The sequence below is a fragment of the Pseudomonas sp. NS1(2017) genome (assembly GCF_002269425.1).
Lineage (GTDB): Bacteria > Pseudomonadota > Gammaproteobacteria > Pseudomonadales > Pseudomonadaceae > Aquipseudomonas > Aquipseudomonas reactans.
The window spans coordinates 1484408-1503933 of record NZ_CP022960.1 but is presented as its reverse complement, the minus strand read 5'-3'; the positions used below and the strand labels follow the sequence as shown (position 1 = coordinate 1503933).

15 protein-coding genes are annotated in these 19526 nt (G+C 57.7%); 2 read left to right on the top strand and 13 right to left on the bottom strand.

Annotated elements, in window-relative coordinates; translation table 11 throughout:
* Window position 1: 1 nt before the first annotated feature.
* The 10 genes from pgaB to CI807_RS07170 all read right to left on the bottom strand — a co-directional run bounded on the left by pgaB (window position 2) and on the right by CI807_RS07170 (window position 12723).
* Window positions 2-1999, bottom strand: coding sequence for a poly-beta-1,6-N-acetyl-D-glucosamine N-deacetylase PgaB (pgaB, locus tag CI807_RS07215; protein WP_095014189.1), 1998 nt, complete (start codon window positions 1997-1999; stop codon window positions 2-4).
* A gap of 12 nt (window positions 2000-2011) precedes the next feature.
* A complete protein-coding gene (pgaA, locus tag CI807_RS07210) occupies window positions 2012-4492 on the bottom strand; it encodes a poly-beta-1,6 N-acetyl-D-glucosamine export porin PgaA (protein WP_095014188.1) in 2481 nt (826 codons plus the stop codon).
* 300 nt (window positions 4493-4792) lie between these two features.
* Entirely contained in the window at window positions 4793-6289 is a 1497-nt protein-coding gene (locus CI807_RS07205) for a YdgA family protein (protein WP_095014187.1), read from the bottom strand.
* 147 nt (window positions 6290-6436) lie between these two features.
* Window positions 6437-7069, bottom strand: coding sequence for a hypothetical protein (locus CI807_RS07200; protein WP_028615228.1), 633 nt, complete (start codon window positions 7067-7069; stop codon window positions 6437-6439).
* 81 nt (window positions 7070-7150) lie between these two features.
* Window positions 7151-8593, bottom strand: coding sequence for an efflux transporter outer membrane subunit (locus CI807_RS07195; protein WP_095014186.1), 1443 nt, complete (start codon window positions 8591-8593; stop codon window positions 7151-7153).
* Window positions 8590-9480: an efflux RND transporter periplasmic adaptor subunit gene (locus tag CI807_RS07190; RefSeq protein WP_095014185.1), complete on the bottom strand. Its 891-nt coding sequence runs from the start codon at window positions 9478-9480 to the stop codon at window positions 8590-8592. Before CI807_RS07190 ends, CI807_RS07195 begins: the two co-directional genes overlap by 4 nt.
* Window positions 9477-9686: a DUF1656 domain-containing protein gene (locus CI807_RS07185; RefSeq protein WP_010214247.1), complete on the bottom strand. Its 210-nt coding sequence runs from the start codon at window positions 9684-9686 to the stop codon at window positions 9477-9479. Before CI807_RS07185 ends, CI807_RS07190 begins: the two co-directional genes overlap by 4 nt.
* Window positions 9683-11761, bottom strand: coding sequence for an FUSC family protein (locus CI807_RS07180; protein ID WP_095014184.1), 2079 nt, complete (start codon window positions 11759-11761; stop codon window positions 9683-9685). The genes CI807_RS07185 and CI807_RS07180 overlap by 4 nt, the downstream gene beginning before the upstream one ends.
* Window positions 11758-12168 (bottom strand): MarR family winged helix-turn-helix transcriptional regulator, encoded by a 411-nt coding sequence (locus tag CI807_RS07175; protein ID WP_016976686.1) that lies wholly within the window; start codon window positions 12166-12168, stop codon window positions 11758-11760. The genes CI807_RS07180 and CI807_RS07175 overlap by 4 nt, the downstream gene beginning before the upstream one ends.
* 294 nt (window positions 12169-12462) lie before the next feature.
* Window positions 12463-12723, bottom strand: coding sequence for a hypothetical protein (locus CI807_RS07170; RefSeq protein WP_095014183.1), 261 nt, complete (start codon window positions 12721-12723; stop codon window positions 12463-12465).
* A gap of 674 nt (window positions 12724-13397) precedes the next feature.
* Between CI807_RS07170 and CI807_RS07165 the strand changes: the two genes are divergently transcribed.
* Both CI807_RS07165 and CI807_RS31250 read left to right on the top strand, forming a co-directional pair.
* Entirely contained in the window at window positions 13398-14477 is a 1080-nt protein-coding gene (locus CI807_RS07165; protein ID WP_095014182.1) for a nucleoid-associated protein, read from the top strand.
* A 1-nt stretch (window position 14478) separates the two neighbouring features.
* Window positions 14479-15972: a hypothetical protein gene (locus CI807_RS31250; RefSeq protein WP_157741999.1), complete on the top strand. Its 1494-nt coding sequence runs from the start codon at window positions 14479-14481 to the stop codon at window positions 15970-15972.
* A gap of 14 nt (window positions 15973-15986) precedes the next feature.
* On the opposite strand, the gene CI807_RS07150 is transcribed toward CI807_RS31250, so the two are convergent.
* The 3 genes from CI807_RS07150 to CI807_RS07140 form a co-directional block, all read right to left on the bottom strand.
* Window positions 15987-17456, bottom strand: a complete 1470-nt coding sequence (locus CI807_RS07150; protein WP_095014179.1) for a Fic family protein — start codon at window positions 17454-17456, stop codon at window positions 15987-15989.
* 101 nt (window positions 17457-17557) lie between these two features.
* Window positions 17558-17803, bottom strand: coding sequence for a DUF2789 domain-containing protein (locus tag CI807_RS07145; RefSeq protein WP_033900115.1), 246 nt, complete (start codon window positions 17801-17803; stop codon window positions 17558-17560).
* Window positions 17804-17836: 33 nt separating this feature from the next.
* On the bottom strand, window positions 17837-19441 hold the full coding sequence (locus CI807_RS07140) for a glycosyltransferase family 39 protein (RefSeq protein ID WP_095014178.1): 1605 nt from the start codon (window positions 19439-19441) through the stop codon (window positions 17837-17839).
* Window positions 19442-19526: the final 85 nt, after the last annotated feature.

Genomic DNA, 19526 nt, shown 5'->3' with positions numbered 1-19526 from the left:
GTCAAGGGTTCCATTGGTTGGAAAGGGCCGGACGCACTGTCTTCAGGTCCGGGGAGTTTTCCAGGAAGTTGTCCGGGTAGTAGCCAAAACTCGTGACACCCTGGCGCTTGAGTACGCCCATCCATTCAGCCATCTGCTTGGCGCCGATGTCCGGTGCGGCCTTGGTGCGCCAGTCTTTGGCTTGCAGTTCGAACACCGTGCGCTCCATGGCACCGGGGCGCGCCTTGACCGTGGCGACCAGCTTCTCCAGCCAGGCATTGGAGTTGCTGTACTCCTGGCCTTCCATCAGCGGCATGGCCATGGGCGCGGTCCAGTCGTAGGTCTGCAGGAAATCATCCAGGTTCTGCGCAAACCAGGTTTCGCTGCCGGGGTTGAGCATCGGCTCGGCGAAGATATTGCGCGCGGTCAGTATTTGCGGCCCACCGATGGCGCGGACCTTGGCAGTCAGCTCCTTGGTGAAGTCGATCAGGTAGCGGCTCTTGAAGCGGGTCCAGCGTTGCATCACGGCCGGGTCGGCACGCAGCGCCTCAATGGTGTTCGGCAGGCCGGCGGCGGCATAGGCCTTGAGCGCGGCGGGGCTGGCATCTTCGAAATCGTTGAACACCGCATCGTCGTGGTACAGCACACCGTCGATGGCGTTGTTGCGCGCCAGGTCCTCGTAGATCTCACCGATGATCTTGCGCACCTGCGGGTCGAACGGCGACAGGCGTTTATATTGGTCCGGGTCGAGGCCGACCTTGCCGGTTTCCGGGTCCCAGCGCGTTACGCGTGGCAGCTTGGGGTCGAGGGCAAAACTGAGCACCGGCATCCAGGCGTACACCGCAGCATGGGCACGGGTGTGCAACTGCCACGAGACGCGGTTGAACAGGTCGGCGCGTACCGGCAAGTGGCGGTTGGGGAAGTACACCGAATGCACCAGGCCATCACCCTTGGGATCGGCGAAGGCTTGCAGGAACACCGTGCCGGCGCCCATATCCACCACGCGCTGTACCAACTGGTCGAGATTGCGTGCCTGTTGAGCCGGGTCCGGGTCGTAGACGTTATCCAGGTCCACATGCAACACGCGCATCGGCGCCTTGGTTTGTACCGCGACCATGCTGTTGGCGAAATGCTCGCCATCCGGGTCGGAGGCCACCAGGAAGCGTGGGCTGTTCATCAGGTCAGTGGAGCTGTCGAGGCCATCTTCCAGGGTCAGGGCCATCTGGTAACGCTGCTCGCCAATGATCGCCAGCGAGGTGCCTTTGGCAGCACCATAAGGCCATACCCACACCCGTGGTTTCTTGCCGGTGACGCTTTGGATCTTGTTGGAGATCGCCACCACATCGGCACGCATCCGCGCATCGAATTGCGCCTGGCTTTCATAGCGCCCGGTGGCCGGATCAAAACGCAGCGAGGTCGCCGCCGGCTCCAGGTTGCCCTGGGGGTTGGCCAGGATGCCTTTGTGGTTGTTGTCGGTGTGTGCAGCGATTTCCACCAGGCCCGATTGAGACACTTCGCGGATCTGCTGCCAGGTCAGGAACTCGCCACGCGGCCGTGGCTGGCCGGCGAAGTCCACCGGCTGGTTCATCGGCGTGTCGATCCAATAGCCCACCGGCGCCAGCAAGGCCGGCCAGCGATAGGCACGCAGGATCGGCATCACGCGGGTGTAGAAGCTCGAATAGCCGTCGTCGAAGCTGAGCATGATCGCTTTGGGCGGCAACTCAGGACCGCCGTTGCGCGCCGCCAGGATCTGATCGACGCTGACCGCCTTGTAGCCGTTCTCCCGCAGCCAGGCCAACTGCTCGATCAAACGTTCGGTACGCACCGCCACCACCGCCTGATCGGGGTCGCGATCCTCGACGTCATGGTAGGCAATGCCCAGGAAATGGTTTTTCGGCCACGGCGCTTCGTTGGCCGGGGTCGGCCGCTCGGCGGGTGGAGTGAAAGGCGCGGGTTGCTGGGCACAGGCACTGGCCAGCATTACGCCCAGAATCAACAAGCATCGGCTGAGGACGGTCATGGTCAGGCTCTTCTAGAAACGGTAAGTGAGGTCGACGAGCAGACGCAGATCGCGTTCGCGATCGCCGTCGTAAGGTCGGCTGATCAGGCTCAGGTTGGCGCCGGCTTCCAGGACGTCGTTCCAGCGATAGCGTTGGCCGTAGCCCACCAGACCGATGCCACCCGTGGAATAATCCTGCTGGCTATAAGTACCCGCACCGACCTGGAACTGCTGACTCCACTGGGTCTCGTAGCGGTGATAGAGCACATGATTGATGTTGAGGACAGGCAACACGGTGAAGTCTGACTTCGGGTTGAAGTAGACCGTGTCTTCCTTGCTGTTGCGGCTGGCGCCGACTTCCAGGCCCAGGTCCACTTGCACTTTCGGCGAGCTGTAAAGGCCTTCGCGGCCGCTGAGCAAGGCCTCGAAACGATCGTTGCCGTCGCTGAAATGGGACGGGCTGAGGGTCAGTTTCCACTCGCGGCTTTCGTTGGCGCGCCAGCGGATGAAACCGCTGCCGCCGTTGGCCGTGATCCCGTCATTCAAGGCCCGCAATGGCGTGGTGGACAGCAGGTAGCCAAGGCTACCGCCGTACTGCCAGTTATCGTTGATGTCACGGGCAATCGACACGGCGGCGCCTTGTTTGGAGCCATCGCCGTAGGAGTGGTTGGAGACCTCGGCTTCAATGGTCATGTCGCGGGTCCGACGCTCTACGCCGACCACTTGCCAACGGTGATGGCCAGTGCCCTCTTCAAAGTCGGCAGTGGCATAACCGGCACCGGCGAACACGCGCCAGTCTTCGTCGATGGGCGGCGTGTAGATCCGGCTTTCAATGCCCCAGTCGCGGCTACCCGAGACGGCACCGGCATCACCGTTGTTGCCGCCGCCGAAACTTTTGCCGGTATAGGCTTCGACCCGCAGCTCGGCCATGTCGTGCACATCACGCAGGCGTTTGAGGCGCTGTACCTGGCGGTTGTCCGGGTTACGGGCGACCACGTCGTCGGTGAGAATGTCGAGTTGACGCCATTCCTGCAGGTCCAGGGCCGTGAAGCCTTGGGACATCTCCAGGCCGATGTCACGCGGGCTCTGCGCTTCGGTTTCCTTGAGCGAACGTTCGGCGCGGCGTGGCCAGTCGCGGGCGCGGTACATCTCGGCTTGCGCCAGGCGCAGGCCGATGCTGCCAGGCGCCTTGCCGACCAGTTCTTCTAGGGCCTTTTCGCTGGATGGCAGGTCGGAACCATAGGTGCCGGCCTGGGCAGCCAGTTGTTGGGCGTCCATCCACTCATCGTTAGGGTTGCCGATCGGCAGCCCCTTGAGTTCAACCCGGGGTTTCTGGCTGTCGGCCAGGTTCTTGGCGACCGCCCGCGCCTCATCCACCTGGTCGTTTTCGAGCAAGGCGTAGAACAAGGCGGTGCTGTCTTCAACGCGGTCGCCCACGTCCGCATCGGGTGCGCTCAGCGCTTGGCGATACAACGGCGCCGCCTTTTCCGGTAGGCGCTGGTCGAGGTAGGACGCGGCCACCCAACGCACCGCATAGGTGGGCAACTGCACACCTTCGGCCTGGAGGGTTTCGTACTCGCGGATCACCTCGGCAGTACGCGCCCGCGCCTTGAGCGCACCCAGGCGGTCGATGCGCCAACGCACCACGTCGTCTTTGGCCGTAGGGTCCGGGGTCCAACGGGCAAGGAGCTGGTCGTAGCCCTGTAAGGCGCGATCGGCGATGACATAACGCTCTTTCTCGGTACGCGTGGCGAACTCGGCCATGCGCACGCGTTCGGCGGCCAGGTCACCTTCTAGGCGACGCTGGGTCACCGGGTCGACAAGACCGGGACGCTGGGCGGACAGCCGCAGTGCAGGCTCGGGCAGACGTGCTTTTTGCAAGGCAACAACGTATTCGCGAGCCACTTCCGGCTTGTCACCGGCGCGGGTAAACGCCTGGTCGAATTCAAACAGCGCGTCGTACTGCAAGCCCGCGCGGGTCAGCGCATAACCCAGTGCCATACGTCGGTTGGGATCATCCGGTTTGGCGGTCACCAGCGCACGAGCGCGTTGCACGGCTTCGCTGGCTTTGCCGCCGTCAGCCTGGGTAAGGGCCAGGCCCAGTTGCAGGTCGACATTGTTCGGCTCACGCAGCAGCGCCTTGCGATAGACCGCCTCGGCCTGCGCCCACTGTTTCTGGTTGCGATACGTGCGTGCGACCGTGGCCAGCGCCTGGGCGGTCAAGTTGCGATTCTGTCCCTGTGCCTCGTACACCTTGAGCACTTCGGCGTCCTGGCCGGCCCAACCGGCGATCACCAGGTGATCGCTGATCTGGCCTGGCGTCTGGCGCTCGGCCGGCCATTGGCGCAATTGAGTCAGGGCGGGTGTGAAGTTGCCGTTGCGCGCCTGGATGATCAGGGCGTCATAAGCCGGGTCGGCCATGGCGAAGGTGGGCATCAGCAACTGGCTGCACAAGGTTACCCCGATGAGCAGCCGTAACCGGCCTGAGGCACTGAGTGGGAGGTTTCGCAGCATATCGTGAGCTTCCTTACACACGGAAAGCTGTAACGATAGGTGGTCCTGAGCAATTTGCATCAGGGTGTCGGCGTCTCGTGACCCGACCTAGCTTTCCTGTATGAACTATCTCCGAAGCCTGTAGGAAAAAGGACAACTCATAACAATTGTTCAGAATTGAACGCCAAATCTGAAAAACCAATGGGGGAGCAGGTTTGCCTGCGATAAAGGGTGGCTAATCGACATGAGTGCCGACCTTTTGACCTTTACCGCGGGCAACCCTGCTCCCCCATTAATTATTTCTGGGCGATGGCGAAATCTTTACTGCGCGCCGCCGACCGCACCGACTTTGGACATCACAAAGCCGATGAATTGCTCGACGGTCATCTTCTGGCCGTTGAACGTCACTTCATTGTTGGCGTAATGCAGCTTGGACACCACGTCGCTGCCGACCAGGGTTGCCAGTTGCGTGCCGACGGCCATGCCGCTGACCATCTCGCTGGCCATCTGGGATTGCTGCTCGATGGCTTTAGGGTCGGTCACACCACCGACCTGTGCTTGCAGGGCGGCAACGTCAGCGATCATTGGCTTGGACAGGGTCAGGTTGGCGTCCAGCAGCGAGACCATTTGCTTGCCCAACTCTACCGGAGGCAGCTCCATAGAGGTCGGCTTGGCCAGGTCCAGCACCAGGTTGAATTTGCTTTCACCGTGGGTGGTTTTCAGCGACAGGTTTTCCAACGCCAGGTGCGGCTTGGCGGCCAGCAATTGGTTGACGTTGGCTTCTGCCAGGGTCTGCTCGGCTTCGGTCAGTTGCAGCTCAGGCACCGGTTGACCGGCTGCGGCAGCGGCTTGCACCGGCTGCATCTTGTCCTGATACAGCTTGGTCAGCACCAGGCCCGACGGCACGTCGATGTTCTTCAAGCTCAGGGCCATGGCGGCAGAGCCGACCGGTTTGCCCTGATAGCCGATCTCGTCGATCTTGTAGTCGACGCGGCCGGACATGTTGTTGTCTTTGACTTCGCTGGTGTCTTTCTGCTCAAAGCCCTTGAGGGTCATCACCGCTTTCTGCGGGCCGAAGGTGAGCTTGGTATCGGTCAGCTCAACGGTGTTCTGCCCGGTGTAGAAGCCGAAGGTGGATTTTTCCAGGTTGCTGGCCACGGTCAGGCCAGCGAATTCGGCGCTGAACGGCGCGCCGTTGGCGTCGATGACATCCAGTTTGAGGCTGTTCATGTAGCCATCCACCTTGACCTTCTTGCCTTCGGCAGTGCTGTCAAAGTCCAGGTTCAGGCCAGAGAAGTTCACCGAGGACGTCACGTCCTTGAACTCCAGCGGCAGCAATTCGAGGTTGCCGGTGACCGAACGGCTGTAGCCGATATTGGCCACGCCTTTGAGCGGCGACACGTCCTTGGCAGCGGCGAACCATTTTTCGGTGGTGGCGTTCTTTTCCAGTTCGAAATGACTGGTGGCCATGACCGGCAGCCACTTCAGCGACACCAGGCGCGAGAACGGCAGCGGGCCGTGTTCGATATGGTCGACAAACAGCAGCTCGGGGTTCGGGTTCTGCTCGCCGAAGAACGAGCCCTGGCCCTTGAGGCGGTAGTGCGCGGTGCTGCTGAACAGGCCACGGTCCAGGGACACCAGCTCCAGGTTAACGGTACCGTCGACACCGGCCATGGAACGTTGCAGTTCCTTGTTGGCGTCCTGCACCGCCGTTTGCAGCACGGGCTCCAGTTGCTTACCGGTGTACCAGGCACCGCCTGCACTGACGACGCCGACGGCGACAACGAAACCCAAAAGAACAACGGCTGGCTTATTCATGAAGTGACCTGATCAAATCCTGTGAGAAGTGGGCTGTCTTCCTTGAACCCCGTGGGGGATTGGCTCAAGCCCGCCGAAAACGGGGGAAGATTAGCACTGGCGGCCGCGAACGGCCCAGCTTTTCAGAGGGATCAGTTCAGTACTAGTTCAGGAATACTCCAGCTCGATTTCATCCAACTGATGGTCGAAACTCTTCAGGCGGGCCGTCCAAGTGTACACCAGCACCTCAAACTCGCGGTGTATCACGGCATTGCCGGGGGTGTCGGCCTTGGGGTCGCAGAAGTCCAGTTGGTAGCGCTCGCGGGCCATTTGCGTGGCCACATCGGACAGTTCCCGCGCGTTATTCAGCCAGTGCCTACCGTCCGCGACCTGTTGATCGAGCGCCACGCACTGCTTCTTCAGAACTTCGAGACTTTTTTCCAGGGGCGTGCCGGTCAGGTCACCCATGACTTCCTGGAAAGTGCGCCCCGGTTGCCAGTAGCTGCCCCAGAAGTAGCGGTCGAACACGGTCTCGACCCGGCGCAACGCAACCTTGGTATCCCAGATCGCCACGCGGGTCTTGCCTTGTTCGAGGAGTTTTTTCTTCACCCGCTGGTTCTGGTAGGACGCCCAGGCCACGACGCCGATGGACAGGGTGCCAATCACCAGGCAGGCGCTGTCGAGGAACACCATCGCCTTGTCGAGTTGGTGAGCCAGCATGACGCCGTAGAAGTAGGTGGCCGATAACAACACCAGTGCAAAACACACGCACCAGAAAGCGGGAGCATAAGGGTTTTTCATTATTGGAATCCCCATGAGCAAACGCGAACGTTGACCGGCGGGCCATCACGGGAGCCCGCCAGTCAAAGCATAGCTATTTGCTCAGGGTTTGCTGGCCGACGCGGGTTGCGTTCGTCCGCTTTCCCAACCGCCGCCCAGCGCCAGGAACAGATCGATCTGGCTCATGGCGACCTGGGTGTTGGCGGCGGCCAGTTGCGCGCGCATGCTGGTGTGGGTGCCGGTGGCTTGCAGATCGGCCAGGAACGAAGCGCGACCGGCCTGGTAGAAGCGGTGCGTCTGGTCGGCGGCTTCTTCGGACGAGGCTTCGGCTTCGGCCAGCGCATCGCGCCGCTGCAGCAACGCGGTGTATTGCGCCAGCCCGGTCTGCGTTTCGCGAATGGCGTTGAGCACCACCCCATCGAAGTGCGCCAGGGCGCCCTGGGTCGCGGCTTCGGCTTCATGGATACGGGCCCGGGCGCCGTTGGTCGGCACCGTCCAACTGATCAGCGGGCCAAAGCCCCAGCGATTGGTGGCGGGCTCGCCGAGGTTGTCCAGGATACCCACCGTGCCGACTGTGGCACCGATGCTGATGTCCGGGTACAGCGCGCCGGTGGCCACGCCAATCCGCGCCGTCGCAGCGGCCAGTTGGCGCTCGGCCTGGCGCACATCGGGACGGCGCTTGAGCAAGGCGGCGCCATCCCCCACCGGCAGCAGTTGGGCGATGTGCGGTAACTCGGCGCAGCTGCTGGTGCCGGCGGGCAGTTGATCCACCGGTTTGGCCAGCAACATCGACAAGCGAAACAGCCCGGCCTGGCGCGCGGCGTCATAACGCGGCATATCGGCGCGCAACGACTTGAATTGGGTTTGCGAACGGGTGACCTGGGTTTCGTCGCCACGGCCGGCGTCGCGCAGGCGCTGAGTCAGGCGTGTGCCTTCGGCTTGCAGGTCGAGCGAATGCTGGGCGATGGCCTTTTCTTCGTTGGCAGCGCACACCTGGGTGTAGGAACGCACCACGTCGGCCACCAGGGTGATACGCGCGATATCCGCTGCAGCTTGCGCGGCGTCGGCACTGGCCTGGGCGCTTTCGATGCCGCGTTGCAGGGTGCCGAACAGGTCGAACTGATACGAGGTGCTGATACCCACACTGCCGATATTGGCGACCGGCACTTTATCCGCGAGCAAGAACGCTTCGCCCGACTCCTGCAAACGCTGGGCCTCAGCCTTGGCGCCGGCGCTCCAACCGCCTGCGGATTCAGCTTCCTGGGTCTGGAAGCGCGCGCGTTGCAGATTGGCGGCGGCCACGCGCAGGTCCGTGTTGGAGGCCATCGCCTGGCGCACCAGCTCATCCAGGCGCGGGTCTTTGTACAACCGCCACCAATCCGCCGGCACCGGCGTGGACACCACGTTGCTGCCCTCACCGGCGATCGCCCCTTGCAGGTCGCCACGATTCACCGCAGCTTTATCCGGCAGCGAGTAATCCGGGCCCACCGCCTGGCAGGCTGACAGCAACACACCCAGCGCGGCAGTGGCCAACAGCCGCTTCATGGCTGGTCTCCGTCTTTGACCTTATCGCCGATGATCGAGACGGTAGCCGTACGCCCGGCGATCATGCGGAAGTCCGCCGGCACATCATCAAAGGCGATGCGCACCGGAATCCGCTGGGCCAGGCGCACCCAACTGAACGCCGGGTTGACGTTGGGCAACAGGTTGGAGCCACTGCTGCGGTCGCGGTCTTCGATACCGGCGACGATGCTCTGCACATGGCCGCGCAGGCGGGCGTTGTCTCCGATCACACGGATGTCCACCGCCATGCCGACGTGGATGCCGTCGAGCTTGGTCTCTTCGAAATAACCATCGATATGGAAAGAATTGCTGTCCACCACCGACAACACCGGGCGCCCGGTGGTGACGAATTCCTGAGTACGCGGCGCACGGTCGTTGACGTAGCCGTCCACGGGGCTGCGGACTACCGAGCGGTCGAGGTTGAGCTGCGCAGAATCCACCGTAACCTGCGCTTCGGCCAGGGCCGACTGGGCACGGGCCACGCGGGACTGGCTTTCTTCCAGTTGCTCGCTGGGCACCAGGTTGCCGAGACCACGGTTACGTTTGTACTCGCGCTGGGCCTGGGCCAGGGTTTCCTGGCGGTCGGCCACCGCGGCCTGGGCTTGGCGTAACGCCAGCTTGAAGCGGTCCTGGTCGACGGCAAAGAGCACTTGGCCCTTGGTCACCAACTGGTTGTCGCGCACGTCCACGCGCTGGATCAGCCCGGACACGTCCGGCGCGATCTGCACGATGTCGGCACGGATGTGGCCGTCACGGGTCCAGGGGGCAAACATGTAGTACATGACCATGCGCCACACCACGACGACCGCAAACGTCACGATCAACAGCGTGAGGACTACACGGCCGATGGTCAAAAAAGGTTTTTTCATGTCATCAGGTATCGACTGAGTGAGTCCACCGCGCCCAGCAACAGCGCGTAGAGCCCCACATTGAACAATGCCCGGTGCCAGACCAGGCGATAGAAGTGGAGCCGGGTCAACAACCCGTGCACCACCAGGAACAACACGTACGTAATGCCCATCAGCACCAGCAGCGTGGGCAGGAACACCCCGCTGATATCCAGATCACCGATCATAAAGGCGCTCCATCAGGCAGCGGCGCTTCCATCTCGGTGCCGCCAATAAATTCCACGCCCGGCAGCAGCGACAGGCGCAAGCCCGCCAGCGCATGCAAAAGATGCAGGCGGGTGTCGTCTTCGTCTTGCAGGCCTTGGCCGTTGAGGGCGCGGCGCGTGCGGTCCAGGGTCATCAGCAGACCGCTCGGCGCGGGCAAGCGTTCACCGGCCTTGAGGCACGCTTTGAAGTAACCGCCCACACCTTCGACGACTTGATTGAGCAACACCCGTGGCACACCGAGGATGCGCGGCGAGTACGCCAGCAGGTCGAGCAGGTTCAGCGCCACGCGCAAATCGCGCAGGGCGGTGCCGGTGTCCTGGTTGATCAGGGCCAGGCGCGGCAGGTGCTGCATCAGGCGGTCGAGCATTTGCGCGGCCATGTGCCGGTGTTCGGCCAGGGTCGCGGGCTCGGTGAGGCTGACGATGTCGCGCCAGCTGAAACGCGTCAGGCGCTTGGCCGCCAGTTCGGCGCCGAAGGGCCGCGCGATCAGCGTCCACACAAACGCGAACAGCAACCCCACCGGCCCCGCCAGGTTGACGTTGGCGAAGTTGAGGAAGTCGGCGTCATAGGCGCCCTGGATGCTGATGAACGACGAGGTGTTCACCAACGTCAGCAGCATGCCCAGGTAAAAACGCGGCTGCACGGTGAGGGTGCCGATGCAGATAAACGGTACGGCGAACGCCAGCACCAGCATCGGAAAATCATGCAGGTTGGGCAGCACCAAAAACAGGTAAAGACTGGCGAACAGCACCGACATCGCGGTCCAGAAAAAGAACCGATAGATCTGTGGCGCCGGGTCGTCCATCGAGGCAAAGAAGCTGCAGGCGACGGCGGCCAGGATCACCGCGCTGCCGCCGTCGGTCCAACCGAGCAGGATCCACAGCACCGAGGCAACGATGATCGCGGTGACCGTCGAAAACGCCGAGTAGAACATCAGCCCACGGTCGAGGAACGGCGTGAGCCGGCCCAGGCGCCAATGGCGGTAGACGGCGCGCCAGGTGTCCTGGCTTTCGCACTGGATGGCGGCTTGCAGGCTGCGGCAGTCTTGCCACAGGTCGATCCACTCTGCGAGACGGTAGAGCGCGTTGGAGAACAGCAGCGTGTGCCGGTCGTCCAGCGCTTCGCCCTCGGGTTGAGCGGCGTCGACCTTATCGCGCAGCACGCGCCAGCGTTCCAGGGGCGCTTGCTCGGTGGTGCCTTCCAGCCAGGCGTTGGCTTCGTCCAACAAAGGCTTGAGCTGATCAAGAAACTCCGGTGCGCGATGCTCGATGGCGTACACGGCATCATCCAGCGCATCGATCACCGGCAACAGGTGAATCATGCGCCCGCGCAGTTCCTTGGTGTTGCGCACCGTCTGTGGCCGCGCGCCTTCGTGGGGCAACTGGCCGATCATCAATTCCAGGGTGTTGAAGGTGGCGACCATGCCGCCGCGCAGGGTGCTGATTTCTTCAGGCTCAACCTGGCGCGTCAGAAAGCGTTGGCTGTAGACCTGAGCATCGGCAAACCACTTGGCCACCGAGCCATCGAACACCGGCATCAGGCGGCGCGGCCAGAACATCGCGCCCACCACCGCTGCCACTGCGATACCCAGGAAGATTTCTTCGGTGCGCGCCTCGGCCACATCCCACACCGCCAGCGGGTTATCCACCACCGGCAAGGCGATCAGCGGCAAGGTGTAGCCGGCCAGCATCAACGCATAGTTGTTGGCGGTGCGCAGGTGCATGGACAGAAACAACAACGTGCCCGTCCACAAGGCAATCACCACCACCAGCATGTAGGGCGACTGCACGAACATCGGCACAAACAGCACCGCCGCCGCCGCGCCCATGAAGGTGCCGATGGCGCGGTACAGCGCTTTGGAACTGGTAGGGCCGACAAACGGGCTGGAGACGATATACACCGTGGCCATCGCCCAGTACGGACGCGGCATTTGCATGAGCATGGCGATGTACAACGCGATCATCGACGCCGCGAAGGTACGCACCCCGTAGAACCAATCACGGGCGGGCGGGAAACCGGTAAAAAATCCGTTCAAAGCGACGCCGCCTCGAAGGCGCGCAGCACACGCAGCGCGGCTTCCATATCGCTGTGGGGAATATCGGCCAGCACTTCCTTGCGCAGGCGCACCAACTGCACTTCCACCGCTTGCACCAGCTCGCGGCCGCGCTCGGTCAGGCTCAAGGCCTTGGCGCGACGGTCATGGATGTCTTCGGTGCGGCACACATAACCGTCGGTGCACAGGCGGTCGAGCAGGCGCACCAGCGACGGGCTTTCCATCCCCGACGCCTGGGCGACTTTGACCTGATGCACACCATCGCCCAGGCGGCCGATCATCAACAGCGGCACGGCGCAGGCTTCGGAGATGCCATAGCTCACCAGCGTGGTCTGGCAGATTTTGCGCCAGTTACGGGCGCCCACCACCATGCTGCTGCTGAGGTTCATCTGGAGTTGTTCGAGGGATTGAGGCACTGGATAGTTCGCATACAGTTAGTTTGCTAACTATCAATATGGTGGATGGATCCAAATGCGTCAAGTTTTGAAACAATTTAGCGGATGGGTGGTGGGCGGTAGGGGTAAGTAAAGCGGGTTTGGGCGCGGGTGCCGGATTTTCTGACGCTGCAAAAATGCCTGTGGGAGCTGGCTTGCCTGCAAGGCGGTGGTCCAGTCGAGATAGAGGCCGACTGGCACTTCGCTATCGCAGGCAAACCATCTCCCACAGTTTGATCAGTTTAGGTTTCAGGTCTGCTGTTCGGCCTGGCCATCCAGGCGGCGCTGGATTTCGCCCATCATCTCCAAGCCGTCGCGCAGCGAGACCAACGCAGCTGTAACCATATGATGGAGATTTGGATTATTCGTTGTGAGCGTTTCCAACAGCTCAGTGCCAATACGGATGCGGCTGCGGGCGGTTTCGTGGAGAAGGTGCGATGGTGCAAAGGTGTTGAACGCCAGGACAGGAGCGCAGGTGGGGTTGGTTTGAAACGGCTTGTATTGATCCATCGATAGAACCTCACAGATAAGAATTTGAACCAACCGCTCTTGTCGCCAAACAAGAAGGGTGGCAGCTGTACGCAGGTTGGCGAACCGGTTATCTGTGAAACCCGGCAGATCCGAAGATCTCCCACGCACAGCCGCCATAGAATCCTATGCTTGCATCCAAAGGAAAAAGCATGGGTATGAACGCTGTCACGCGTCACAGAAACTCGGATCGCCAAATCCGATCGCCGATGTACGGCGACAGCGGGACTATAAAGATCACGTCCTTTCCCCGCAACAAAAGAACGTGGAAGAGCCCTTCCTTGCTTGGGTCGCAATCTACCTCAGGCCGACGAGAAGTAGGAGTTAGCCGTCAGATAAACCGTACCCGATGAGACCTCGCCGCGATGCCAAAATGCTGGCCTCTTCCTGTATCTATAGGTAATCTTCAGGCGAAATGTGAGTTGATATTTTTCACATGCTTATCAAGGACGCAAAATTGAATGGAGCATAGGACTTGAGCAAAGCAATCATTCACCTAAAAGAAGAATGCAATGCCCATCTAGTTAAGATAGCTAGAATTCTCATATTTTTTGCACGATTCATACAGCACCTTATAGCCGTAATCGCAGTTTCCGGATACCAAGCTTCATCCCCCCTCCTCGACTCCAATAACATAAAACATTAGAGAGCCTACTATGAATTCTAATGCAGCAGAGCAATCTCACGTTGACGAAATCACTGACAAAGGACTCATCCCTCAAGTCATAAAAATACTAAATACTTCCATATTTGAGATTAGCCTCGAAAACGATCGGCTTTCAGCTCCATATAAAAACCCAAAAAAGGAAGAAATTCAGACTTACATTAAAGAACTAGCATCAGGCATACTGAAGAACCATAAAGGTCAAGAGCATCGTTTCTCCTCTGAAAACTGCGAGATGTCAACCCTTTCGAAAAAACTCACCACTTCAAACTTTGATGTTGCATCTAGACAAACCGCTGAACGCTTACATCGCGTTGAAAGAATCACTCAAGAAAAGCTAAAAAAAATAACCACCCTAAGAAAAGGAAGCCTGCTTCAATCACATATAGAGTTATATGATGAGATATACGTTTTATTCTTTAAAATAGATCATGCTGGATTTTTAGATGAAAATTTCGATTGGAAAGTAGGGTTACCTGAAAAACAAATAGCACAAAAAAGCGCCATTCTCAAAATTAGCGACTCAATAATTGAACAGATTTGGGTTGGAGACTCAAATGCAAAAATTTCGGAATATTGGTGGCGTGACTTTTTGGAGCTAGTACCATTGTCGTCCCCAGAAACCAATACCAAGAGTGCCTTCATAGCCATTGAAAAACTTCTTATATCTGCAGTAAAAAAGTTATCAAATAGTGATTTCTGGACATTACGCAATGCTATAGTCAGCTACTTCAGAACAAGCCAGCACTTTCAGATAAAGGCACTAATTGATCAAACACTTACATCATACACACCTGACAGCTCTGAAGTTAATATGCAAAAACTTATTGCTGACGTAAATGCACTACCTGAAAAGTCGGCATTTGACCCGCAGTTCGAAATAGCCCCAAACATTATAAAAGCCAAAATCAAAAAACAAATAGTTCTAGCAGAAAACCTTGAATTACGCATAACCGGCGAAATTAAGAATCATGATGAAACTTTTGATACTGGAGAAGATGACGATGGAAGAAAGTTTTTGAAAATTTACTCCGAGGAAGGATACAACGAGTTCCATAAGCAGGAAGACTAAATTGGAAATCAAAGACTCAATAATTTCAGTATTTACAAAAAAATCGACTCTACTCTCGGAGACAGAAAACAATTCCGAGTACACTGTTAAATATTCTTGTAAGGAGCTCCATACGCCTGGAGTAAGCCAACTGCACCAAGCACTCTCGCGAGTACCTAACAGGGATAGGCCAAGTATCGCCATACAATACAGCCACACTGTAGATAACGACGTACTTGAAAGGAGTGAGAAAACTGAGCTGGAAACTTTTATAAACAGCATCGACATCAATCTTACGCATGCAAAAAATCAAGAAACCACAATCACTATAAAAATAACAAAAACACCACACGATCGCACACTATCAATATACTCAATTAAGGCAATCTCAGGATTTTGGCGTGACAAATCAATAAACTCTGCTTTTCTTAAAATAAAAAACCTCTCTGAAAAAGCAAACAAGCTTGAGCTGCTAGACAACACCAAAAGCTTTTCAACATCTCTATTTATTTTTAAAAACCAAGAAGACGCATCCGCACTACCACAATCTAAAATATTACGCGAGGAACTACTTTCAAAAAGAGAAAAATCAACTAATTTCGCAAATTCCGCCCAACACAATTTCATCCCAGAAGACTTTAAAGTGACGACGGGAGTTATACCGCAGGAAATACAAAATACATTTACACCTTTATTACTAGTTTCGTCACTCATATTTATCTGCGACTATTCCAGATTCACAGATGCAGGGGACGTGAAATTAAAACTGAACGGCTACAAGACTATAGAGAATACATTTAAACATTCAGAGACCATAACAAACGCAGAAAACGCTGCTGAGATTTTCTACGAAATATACAACTGGATATATAACGACGGAAACACCATCGATAAAATCGGGATAGCCCGAAACATTATTTCAATCCATCTAGAAAAAGATTCTTTCGCATCTATCCCACAGGAAACCATCGCCTCAATTAGTTCGGGCTATCAAATTTACTTAAAAGACAATCTAAAACAATACATTGAAATCAAAAATAAAATATCAGAATCAATTCAAAAATCATCTGAAAAAGCGAGTGATTTGGCAAAAAATGTGGGAGCTGCGTTCAGGTCGTCAATATTTGCCATCTACTCCTTCTTTTTTTCGATATTTCTTTTCAGGATTGTCAGTGGCAAAACACCGACCTTAGAAGTAACATCTGAAATTTATTGGATCTTTTTCGCCTTCTTATGCATTTCAATATTAGTATGTTTTTATTCAATTAACGAACTATCCGACGAGAGAGCCAGACTGCAAAACTCATACGCCAATATAAAAAATAGATACAAAGACTTAATTACCGAGAAGGACCTAGCTAAAATCTTGAACGAAGATCAAGATCACATCTCTGATATTAATTACATTAACAGCAGAGGAGTTAAAACTCGCAGCCTTTGGGCCGCGTCGCTTTTCGTAATATTCTTACTCATGACGATACTAAGAATGTACAGCTATTACTCCAGTCCACATTAGAAAAATATTCCCCCTCAACTTGGTAATTGACGAACCTCCGCCTCAATAAACTCAAACACTTCCTCAGATACGCTGTACTGAAACTGCTTGCGCCGATGCTTCGAAACCTTGCCCTCGTTATCCAGGCACATCATCACCAGCTTCGACAGATCACTGCCGCGCACGTCATAACGCTGGTTCACGGCCTTGATCACGCGGTCGTAGCGGTCGAGGAATTCGGTTTCTTCACGCAGTTCCACCTCTAATGCGCGTCGAGCCATTTGCAGGGTGAATTCGACACAGCGGGTGGCGTCCCAGTAGCGGTAAATCGACGGGTGGCCGATGAACTCGAAGGCCATTTCATCGCCATCCAGCCAAGTCACGCTCCAGAATTCCCGCCTGGGTTGGGAGAACGACTTGAGCGCCTCCAGATAGGCCGCCTCTTCGTGCTTCATCGCAACGGAAACAGGCAACAACAGCCCGTTCTCCAGCGCGCCGTAGTGGCAGAGTGTTTGGTGGATCAGGAAGCGAGACAGGCGCCCATTACCGTCCATGAACGGATGCAGGAACACAAAGCCGAAAGCAGTGACGGCAGCCGCCACCAATGGATCAACCTCTCTCACAGGCTGGTTGGCGAACGCCATCAATTCTTCCATCAGGTCCTGACAGAGCGCCGCAGCAGGTGGTACATAGCTGACACCCGCTGCACCACGCAGGCCGTTGTGCAGGTGGTTTTGTTCATGGCGGAATGCGACGGCTTTGTCGAACGGGTTGGAGACGGTGCTGTTTTGCAGCTCGACCAAGTAGTCCTCTGTCAGCAGCCGCCCTTCGTGAGCCTGGCGTAAAAGCTGGACGAAGCGTCGGGATTTTTCTTCACTGGGTTGTTCTTTTTCGATAGCAAATGAATCGCGAGTTTCGTGGAGATAGGCCCACTGGATCGCGCGGTCCATCATTTCTGGAGGCAGGGTTGCCATGAAAGATCTGGCGTGACCCAACACATCAAGCGCCAACAACGCCTCTAACTCAGGCGTTCTCTCCACCGTCGCGCAGTAATGCAGAGAGCCCAGGCCATTAAAATCAATTCGCCAACGACTGTTGCGGATGCTTGGGCCAGTCACATAGCGCTCGGGATCAAACAAGGCAACAACACGCCCCCGAACAGGTAGTGCGTAATCAAGCGCTCGCCCGGTAAATCCTTCCCACAAATAGCAGGCTTTACGGATAAAGGCGCCATGGGGGGATTCCGCCAAACCGGCCAAAAATGGCTCCGGACCAAGACGTTCAAAAACCTGGGCAAGTATGGCGAGATTCACACCCTCATGCTTGAGTGCGAACAGCACGTTCTCAAACAGGGCATGTTGCGCAGGTGCGACGGCATGCGGAACCGCCAGGCAGTTGCCGATCAAGGTGATTCTGGTCACGGGTTTAATCATCGCGACGCGCTGAGGCGGGATGACCTTTAAATCCAGCGATTCGCAGAGATAGGCATATCCGACTGTCGCCAAGGTGAGCTTCCCCAGAAAAAATTCACTTGAGCGATTAAAGCCCAGTTTTTTTTACCTCTCACCATTTTTTTTTACATTATCGTGTTTCAGCAAAGTTTTTTTTACACCCCTCGCCCACCCCGCAACATCAAATTCAGCTCATCCACCACCTCAGCCCAATCCGCATCCTCCAGAATCTCCTCGCGCAAAAACGCCTTCTGGCTGTCCGTCCAGAAAAACGCATCCGCCAGTTTCAGCTCCGGCTTGAGCGGCGAGTGAACCGCCACAAACTTCTCGATACTCACCGGGTCATCCGGCAAACCCAGCTGTTTGAACAATGACGGCAAGCTATGCACGGGCGATTCCATGGCGGGCTCCTGATAGAAAAGTGTCAACCCAGTCTAGCGGCAGCCCTCGGGTTGTGCCGACGGTACGTTGCACAGCACGAACAACCGCGCCCGCGCGCCGCCGCCATCCTGGCGACTGAGTTCGCGCCAGCCTTCGGGCAGCGGGGCGAAATCGTCGGGGGCTTCGTTGCTGCTGATCAGCCACACGCGGCGGGTCTCGGCGGGCAGTGCCGACAGGTGGTCGAGGTAGATGCGCCCGCCGTCTTGGTCCACCAAGGTGCCGAAGCCGTAAGCGTTGGGCCGGGTTGACGTGCCATCCGGCTTGGGTGGGGTATAGAGCTGCAATTGGGCGTCGGTCTGGTCGTAATACACATAGCTCAGGTACCACAGCATGTCGCTGAGGACGATGCGGTCGTCTTCCTGGAAATTGCGGTTGACGAATTCCACCGGCACGTTGAATTGGTCGTGTTCGTCCACGGTGAAGTTGTTCTTCAAGCCCACCAGTTCCACGCCGACAAACAGCACGAACAGTGCTGCCCCCAGTAATGAAAACCGTGATGGCAGGCGATCGATGGCCATCGCCAGCAGGATCGGCAGGCCCAGGGCGTAAACCGTCAGGTAACGCTCGATAAACACTGGGGAAATAAACGACACCCCGTAGACCAACAACAGTGGCAACAGGAAAAGCAGCGCCAACAGGCTGGCCGGCCGGTAGCGGTCGCGGTCGCGCCAAGCGGTGGCAACGACGACAGCCACCAGCAGCAACGGGAACAGCCAGAACAGCGGCGACCAGAAACCGACACCTTCATCCTGCAGTACGAATTGCCAGATCATCGACGGAAGGGAGAACAGGCTGACCGGATCCTCCCAACCAATATCGCCCCCCACCCTGAGCTGATCAACATGCTGCACCAGGTCCAGCAGATTCGGCAGCCAAGGCAGGTACAGCAATACAATCGTGGCGTTGGCCACCCACCAGGCCGGGCGCGTGATCAGGCGTTGGTCGCGCGGCACCGTGCCACTCAGCACGCCCAGGTAAGCCCAATGCACCAATACGCATAGCGCAGTGAAGTAATGGGTGTAGAAACCGGCCGTCATCAATACGACATACACCGCCAGATACCGCGTGCGCTCAGGTTGGCGTACCCAGTAAACCAGCGCCAGCGTGGCGCCCAGCAGCCACACACCCAGCAGCGAATACATGCGCACTTCCTGGCTGTAGCGCACCGCCGTCGGCAACAGCGCCAGCAGTATCCCTGCCAGCACCGCCGCACGGCGGCTGGACAGTTGCCGCGTCAGCCAGATGCCCAAGCCCACGACGACCACGCCGGGAATGGCACTCATGCCGCGAATCGACCAGATGCTGTCGCCGAACAGTTCAATCCAACCGCGCAGCAGGAAAAAATACAGCGGCGGGTGCACATCGTGTGCCGCGTGGAACCACAGGTCGCCCAAGGCGTATTCGCTGAGCAGCAGGCTAGAGCCCTCGTCGCCCCAAATCGCCGCCGACGTCAGGTTGTAAAAACGCAGGGCCATGGCCAGCGCCAGGATCGGCACCCACCAGAAACGGCTGATCCAGCCGGCACCTTCCCAACCGAGGCGATTGAGCGCGGGTAACGTCCCGACCTTTTCGTTTTGCTCTACCACAGACCGACGCACCTCGATTCCCCCGATTGCCCAAACGCAAACACCGCCACTCTAGGACAAAAGATCCAGGCTGGCTGCTGGAATCGGACAAATCAGC

Coding starts and splice junctions, on each gene's coding strand:
- CI807_RS07170 (WP_095014183.1), bottom strand. CDS start 12,723: ATGGATCAATACAAGCCGTTTCAAACCAACCCCACCTGCGCTCCTGTC.
- pgaA (WP_095014188.1), bottom strand. CDS start 4,492: ATGCTGCGAAACCTCCCACTCAGTGCCTCAGGCCGGTTACGGCTGCTC.
- CI807_RS07205 (WP_095014187.1), bottom strand. CDS start 6,289: ATGAATAAGCCAGCCGTTGTTCTTTTGGGTTTCGTTGTCGCCGTCGGC.
- CI807_RS07195 (WP_095014186.1), bottom strand. CDS start 8,593: ATGAAGCGGCTGTTGGCCACTGCCGCGCTGGGTGTGTTGCTGTCAGCC.
- CI807_RS07145 (WP_033900115.1), bottom strand. CDS start 17,803: ATGGAATCGCCCGTGCATAGCTTGCCGTCATTGTTCAAACAGCTGGGT.
- CI807_RS07185 (WP_010214247.1), bottom strand. CDS start 9,686: ATGATCGGTGATCTGGATATCAGCGGGGTGTTCCTGCCCACGCTGCTG.
- CI807_RS07200 (WP_028615228.1), bottom strand. CDS start 7,069: ATGAAAAACCCTTATGCTCCCGCTTTCTGGTGCGTGTGTTTTGCACTG.
- CI807_RS07165 (WP_095014182.1), top strand. CDS start 13,398: ATGAATTCTAATGCAGCAGAGCAATCTCACGTTGACGAAATCACTGAC.
- pgaB (WP_095014189.1), bottom strand. CDS start 1,999: ATGACCGTCCTCAGCCGATGCTTGTTGATTCTGGGCGTAATGCTGGCC.
- CI807_RS07175 (WP_016976686.1), bottom strand. CDS start 12,168: ATGAACCTCAGCAGCAGCATGGTGGTGGGCGCCCGTAACTGGCGCAAA.
- CI807_RS07190 (WP_095014185.1), bottom strand. CDS start 9,480: ATGAAAAAACCTTTTTTGACCATCGGCCGTGTAGTCCTCACGCTGTTG.